Annotated in this window: 7 protein-coding genes; all 7 read left to right on the forward strand. The window is 70.9% G+C overall.

Translation table 11 applies throughout. The annotated features are described in order from the left end of the window. The coding region (locus tag GJ634_RS13460; protein ID WP_157503382.1) for an ABC transporter ATP-binding protein at positions 1 to 579 on the forward strand (579 nt) is incomplete at its 5' end. Then, on the forward strand, positions 576 to 1,922 hold the full coding sequence (locus GJ634_RS13465; RefSeq protein ID WP_157503383.1) for an ABC transporter ATP-binding protein: 1,347 nt from the start codon (positions 576 to 578) through the stop codon (positions 1,920 to 1,922). The genes GJ634_RS13460 and GJ634_RS13465, both read left to right, overlap by 4 nt. A gap of 3 nt (positions 1,923 to 1,925) precedes the next feature. Then, positions 1,926 to 2,363 carry a hypothetical protein gene (locus GJ634_RS13470; protein ID WP_157503384.1) on the forward strand — a complete coding sequence of 146 codons (438 nt, stop codon included), beginning with the start codon at positions 1,926 to 1,928 and terminating at the stop codon, positions 2,361 to 2,363. Between the two features lie 59 nt (positions 2,364 to 2,422). Beyond that, positions 2,423 to 3,070, forward strand: a complete 648-nt coding sequence (locus GJ634_RS13475) for a hypothetical protein (protein ID WP_197425529.1) — start codon at positions 2,423 to 2,425, stop codon at positions 3,068 to 3,070. Between the two features lie 33 nt (positions 3,071 to 3,103). Then, the gene (locus tag GJ634_RS13480) at positions 3,104 to 3,961 is read left to right on the forward strand and encodes a CBS domain-containing protein (protein WP_157503385.1); all 858 of its coding nucleotides are present in this window, start codon (positions 3,104 to 3,106) and stop codon (positions 3,959 to 3,961) included. Beyond that, positions 3,954 to 5,681, forward strand: a complete 1,728-nt coding sequence (gene glyS / locus GJ634_RS13485) for a glycine--tRNA ligase (protein ID WP_157503386.1) — start codon at positions 3,954 to 3,956, stop codon at positions 5,679 to 5,681. Before GJ634_RS13480 ends, glyS begins: the two co-directional genes overlap by 8 nt. Beyond that, the coding region (locus GJ634_RS13490; RefSeq protein WP_197425530.1) for a dolichol kinase at positions 5,678 to 6,128 on the forward strand (451 nt) is incomplete at its 3' end. The genes glyS and GJ634_RS13490, both read left to right, overlap by 4 nt.

Here is a 6,128-nt window from a genome sequence, read left to right on the forward strand (position 1 = left end):
GGGGGGATGCGCCAGCGCGCCGTCATCGCGGTGGCGCTGGCCTGCGACCCCGACCTGCTCATCTGCGACGAGCCGACGACCGCGCTGGACGTGACCATCCAGGCCCAGATCCTGGACCTGCTCGAGGACCTCAAAGTCGAACACGACCTCGGCATCATGTTCATCACGCACGACCTCGGCGTCATCGCCGAAATCACCGACCGCGTGAACGTGATGTACGCCGGGGAGATGGTCGAGTCCGCGCCCGTCGAGGAGCTGTTCGAGAACCCGAAACACCCCTACACGGAGGGAATGCTGGAGAGCATCCCCGGCCGCAACGAGCGCGGGGAGCCCCTCCGGACCATCGAGGGCGAGGTGCCGACGCCGAACGAGCCGGCGACGTACTGCCGGTTCGCGCCGCGGTGCCCGGAGGCGTTCGACGACTGCGAGCACGTCCACCCGGTGCAGGTGGACGTCGCCGACGGCGACGAGGAGCACCGGGCGGCCTGCCTGCTGTACCCCGAGGACGCCCCCCGGAGTGAGGCGGTCGACGTCCACCAGTCGCGGGACGACGCCACCGAACGGGAGGTGAACGAATGACGGCGCTCTACGAGCAACGACGGGACGACGCAGCGAGCGCGGCGACCGGCGAGACGCTCGTCGAGGTGCGGAACCTCCGGACGTACTACGGCGGCGACGGCGTGTTCGCCGCGGAGCCGGTGAAGGCCGTCGACGGCGTGAGCTTCGAGATCGAGCGCGGGGAGACCCTCGGACTCGTCGGGGAGTCCGGCTGCGGGAAGTCGACGCTCGGCCGGACGCTGATGCAACTGGAGACCGCGACGGGCGGCGAGGTCCGCTACGACGGCACGGACGTGACGACGCTGTCCGGCGCGGAGCTCAAGGAGTGGCGCCAGAACGTCCAGATGGTTTTCCAGGACCCGGACTCCAGCCTGAACGACCGGATGACGGTCGGGGAGATCGTCATGGAGCCGCTGAACGTCCACGACTGGCGGACGCCCCAGGAGCGCCGCCAGCGCGTCCGCGAGCTCCTCGAGACCGTCGGGCTCAGCGAGGAGCACTACTACCGGTACCCGTTCCAGTTCTCCGGCGGGCAGCGCCAGCGCATCGGCATCGCCCGCGCGCTCGCACTCGAACCGGACTTCCTCGTGCTCGACGAACCCGTCTCCGCGCTCGACGTGAGCGTGCAGGCGAAGATTCTGAACCTCCTCGACGACCTGCAGGCGGAGTTCGGGCTGACGTACCTCGTCATCGCCCACGACCTCTCCGTCGTCGAGCACATCTGCGACCGCGTCGCCGTGATGTACCTCGGCAACATCATGGAGCTGGGGCCGACCGAGCGGCTGTTCGACGACCCCGCGAACCCGTACACGAACGCCCTGCTGTCGGCGATTCCGACCGCCGACCCGACCGCGGAGACCGACCGCATGACCCTGCGGGGGACGCCGCCGAGCCCGCGGGACCCGCCCGAGGGCTGCGTGTTCAGCACGCGGTGCCCGATGAAGATCCGCCCCGAGAAGTACGCCGACCTCGACGACGACGTGTGGGAGGGCGTCGAGGTGTTCCGGGAGGTCCTCCGGGAGCGCGCGGACGCCTCGGCGTCGACGACCGACCGCGTGAAGGAGTTGCTCGGCGTGGGCGGCGCCGACACGGACGTCGACGAAGTCGTCGAGGACGTGTTCGGCGACCTCGACGTGCCCAGCGAGGTCAGCCAGCACCTCGACACGGCCGTCGAGTACGTCGAACAGGACGACGTCGAGGGCGCCCGCGAACACCTCCGCGAGGAGTTCGGGAGTGTCTGCGAGCGGGAGGTCCCGGACGACCACGTGGTCGACGACACCGGGCGATTCAGCCACTGCCACCGCCACCGCGGCGAGCACGACGCGCCCGGCGAGTTCCTCGACTCGCACGGGTACGACCGGTAGCCGATGCCGGGTGCCCCCTCCGGCGTGCCGGACGCCCCCCGGGACCGCTTCGCCGTCCTGCTGGACGTGACGGGGTACGCGGTCTGGCTGACCGTCGCGTTCGCGGCCGCGGCCGCGGCGCTGGCGGTGCTGGCGGGGTGGCCGGCGGCGCAGGGCGTGAAGTACGGGCTGTTCGTGGTCGGCTGGCTGGCGTTCGGCTTCGGGACGTTCAAACTGCTGCCGTCGCGGCCGTGGAAGGACGACGACGACGGCGGCCGGTTCGAGACCGCGGCGGGCGAGGACACGGCGTTCCAGTCGCTCGTCCAGCGGCTGCCGCCGGCGCGGTTCCGGCCGGTGCCGGTCGTCCACCGCCTGCCGACGGGCGTGCGGGTGTTCCTCGCGTCGCTCGTGATGCTGGGGACGTCGCTCGCGCTCGAGCAGATGTTCGGAATCGGGCCGTAGCGACGCTGAGGAGTGGCTGTCGCGGAACTTTCTTACGTGCGAGCGCACAACCCGCACCCATGCCCGAAGAGCCCGCCCCCGGCGACGACGACCCCCTCCCCGAGGAGCAGGCGGACGTCCAGGAGCGCGAGGACCGTCTGGACGACATGGCGGCGAACGCCGACGAGTACAAGCAGTCCTGGAAGGCGACCCTCGAAGACATGCACGCGCTCGCCGAGCAGCGCGAGGCCGAGGGGTGGGACGTCCTCGAACTGGTCGCGGGCGACACCGCGCCGATGGGCCGGGACACGAACGACGACGACGGCGAGTTCGGGCTCTCGTACGTCGTCGGCGCGGAGGACGCCGAGGCGTTCCGGGAGGTCGTCGAGGCCGGCGAGTTCCCCGTCTACGACGTCTACCGGCAGACCCAGATGGGGCACGTCTTCATCGTGACCGAACTCCGGGACCCCGGCACCGAGCAGGTGGTCTTCATCGCGGGGGCGTACGTCCAGCGCGACGAGAAGATGTGCGCGTACACGGCCCGCGAGGAGGGCGAGATGTACACGCACGTCCGGAAGCTCGACGGGACGAAGCTCGCCGTCGTCCGCCACGACGCTACGAGAAGTTCTTCCCGCACGCCGACCGGATGCCCGACCTCTCCGAGGGCTGGGTCAGCGACGCGTAGACGGCCGGAGTCGGCGGCGAGACGCGCGGAATCGGTGTCGTAGCCTACAAATGGGTGGGGAAAGTACGACGCCTACATGAACGTCGCTGACGCGATGACCCCCCGGGACGACGTGGTGACCGTCGAGCTTCCGGGGACGCGGGACGACATCCTCGAGTACATCCAGGAGCGGGCGTTCTCCTCCGTGCCCGTGGTGAAGCCGGGCGAGGACGGCGAGCAGTACCGCGGCCTGGTCTCCCGGGACGACCTCATCGAACACCCCGAGGAGGACCAGCTCGCGATGCTGATGCGGGACGTGCCGACGACGACCACGGGCGCGACCGTCCGCGAGGTCGCGGCGCTGATGCACCGGGAGGGCACCCGGCGCGTGCCGGTCGTGGAGGACGGCCGCCTCGAAGGCATCATCACCGTCACGGACGTGGTGCGGGCCATCGCCGACGGCGAGGAGGACGGCGAGACGGAAGTCGGCGGGCTCGCCCGCGACGACGTGAACACGACCTACGAGGGGACGCCGCTGACCGTCGCCGAGCGCGAGATCTCGTACGCGAACGTCCCCTACACCGTGGTGCTGGGCGACGACGCGGAGATGACGGGGATGCTGACGGAGGTCGACATCATCGAGGTCGCCCGCGTCGTCGAGGGCGAGGCCGACACCGGGGACTCCATCGCGGACGACGACGACGACTGGAAGTGGGAGTCCATCAAGGCGGTGGGGTCGCGGTACCTGCCGACGCGGAACGTCGAGATTCCGGCGGCGCCCGTGCGGGAGTTCATGACCGGCGACGTCGTGACCGTGACCAGGCGCCGGACGGCCCGCGAGGTGGCACAGACGATGCTGACGAACGACGTCGAGCAGGTGCCGCTGGTCTCCGGGGACAGCCTCGTCGGCATCGTGCGGGACGTCGACCTGCTGGCGGGGTTGGTCGATGAGTGAGCTGGACGAGCTCGCGCGCCGGCGCGGGTTCTTCTTCCAGGCGAACGAGGCGTACGGCGGCGTCTCCGGGTTCTACACGTACGGCCCGGAGGGCGCGGCGCTGAAGCGCAACGTCGAGGAGACGTGGCGGGACCGCTTCGTCACCCGCGAGGGGAACATGGAGATCGACGCGCCGACGGTCACCCCCGAGCCCGTCTTCGAGGCGTCGGGCCACCTCGACGGCTTCGACGACATGCTCGTGGAGTGCGCGGAGTGCGGTGACAGCCACCGCGCCGACCACGTCGTCGAGGACACCACGGACATCGAGGACGCCGAGACCTACCCGACGGGGAAGGTCGAGGACATCATCGCCGAGCACGACCTCGCGTGTCCGTCGTGTGGCGCGCCCCTCGCCGGGCAGTCCGTCGACGAGTTCAACCTGATGTTCGAGACGTCCATCGGCCCGGGGTCGGGCCAGCCGGGCTACCTGCGCCCGGAGACCGCCCAGGGGATGTTCACGGAGTTCCCGCGGCTGAAGGAGTACGCGCGGAACCAGCTGCCGTTCGGCGCCGCGCAGATCGGGGCGGGCTACCGGAACGAGATCAGCCCGCGGAACGCGCTCGTTCGCGCCCGGGAGTTCACGATGGCGGAGCTGGAGTACTTCGTCGACCCCGAGGGCGAGGGCCCCGACCTCTCCCGGGTCGAGGACGTCGAGCTGCCGCTGTACCCGGCGGGCGCACAGGAGGCCGACGGCGAGGAGTACCTCCACTTGACGCCCCGGGAGGCCCTCGACGAGGGCGTCGTGGGCGACGAGTGGGTGGCGTACTTCCTCGCGCGGTCGAAGGCGTGGTTCGAGCGCGTCGGCGTGGACATGGAACGGTTCCGGTTCCGCCAGCACCTCCCCGGCGAGCTCGCCCACTACGCCAGCGACTGCTGGGACGCGGAGGGCGAGGTCGACGGCGACTGGATCGAACTGGAGGGCGTCGCCTCCCGCACCGACTACGACCTCTCGAAGCACAGCGAGCACGCCGACGACACGTTCACCGTCTTCAAGCAGTACGACGAGCCGAAGACCGTCGAGCGCGCGACCGTCGACCCCGACATGTCGTACCTCGGGCCGGAGTTCGGCGGCGACGCGGGCGCGGTCGCGGACGCCCTCGAGGCGCTCGCGGCGCGCGACCGGTCGGCGTTCGACGGCGACGAAGTCACGGTCGAGGTCGACGGCGACGAGGTGACGGTTCCGACGGAGAAGACCGGCTTCTCGGTCGAGGAGGTCACCGAGTCCGGCCGCCACATCGTCCCGCACGTCGTCGAGCCGGCGTTCGGCGTCGGGCGCGCCGTCTACACGGTGCTCGCGCACAACTACGACACGGACGAGGTGGAGGGCGAGACCCGGGACGTGCTACGGCTCCCCGCGGAGGTGTCGCCGACGACGGTGGGCGTGTTCCCACTGATGGACAAGGACGGCCTCGGCGACACCGCGCGCGACCTCGCGGCGGACCTCCGGGAAGCCGGCCTCTCGGTGACGTACGACGACTCGGGGAACATCGGCCGACGGTACCGCCGGCAGGACGAGGTCGGGACGCCGTACTGCGTCACCGTCGACTACGAGTCGCTGGAGGACGGGACGGTGACGCTGCGCGACCGCGACACGACCGACCAGGTGCGCGTCGACGCCGACGACCTCGGCGACGTTTTGCGGTCGCTCCGGGACGGCGACCGGGAGTTCGCGGAGCTGTGAGCGAGCTCGACCGCCGGCTCGTGCACGCCAGCGGCGCGCTCCTCCCGGGCGCGTTCCTCGCGGGCGTCGTCCCGTGGCCGGCGGTCCAGTGGCTGCTCGTCGCCGGGTCGGCGGTCGCCGCCGCCCTCGAAGCGCTGCGGCTCTCGGGGTACGTCTCGTGGCGCATCTTCGACCGCCTCACGCGCGAGTACGAGCAGGACAACCCCGCGGGGTACGCGCTGTACGTCTTCTCGTGGACGGCGACCGTCTGGCTGTTCGACCCCCCGATTGCGGTGCCCGCGCTGCTGATGCTCGCGCTCGCGGACCCCGCCAGCGGCCTGCTCTCCCAGTCCAGCGGCCTCGAGACGAAACAGGGGTGGGTGTTGCTGGCGACGTTCGGCATCTGCATGGCCATCGCCAGCCTGCTCGACGTGCCGCCGCTGGCGGCCGCCGCCGGCGCGCTCGCCG

The sequence above is a fragment of the Halobacterium sp. CBA1126 genome (assembly GCF_009741975.1).
Lineage (GTDB): Archaea > Halobacteriota > Halobacteria > Halobacteriales > Halobacteriaceae > Halobacterium.

Coding starts and splice junctions, on each gene's coding strand:
- GJ634_RS13465 (WP_157503383.1), top strand. CDS start 576: ATGACGGCGCTCTACGAGCAACGACGGGACGACGCAGCGAGCGCGGCG.
- GJ634_RS13470 (WP_157503384.1), top strand. CDS start 1,926: ATGCCGGGTGCCCCCTCCGGCGTGCCGGACGCCCCCCGGGACCGCTTC.
- GJ634_RS13475 (WP_197425529.1), top strand. CDS start 2,423: ATGCCCGAAGAGCCCGCCCCCGGCGACGACGACCCCCTCCCCGAGGAG.
- GJ634_RS13480 (WP_157503385.1), top strand. CDS start 3,104: ATGAACGTCGCTGACGCGATGACCCCCCGGGACGACGTGGTGACCGTC.
- glyS (WP_157503386.1), top strand. CDS start 3,954: ATGAGTGAGCTGGACGAGCTCGCGCGCCGGCGCGGGTTCTTCTTCCAG.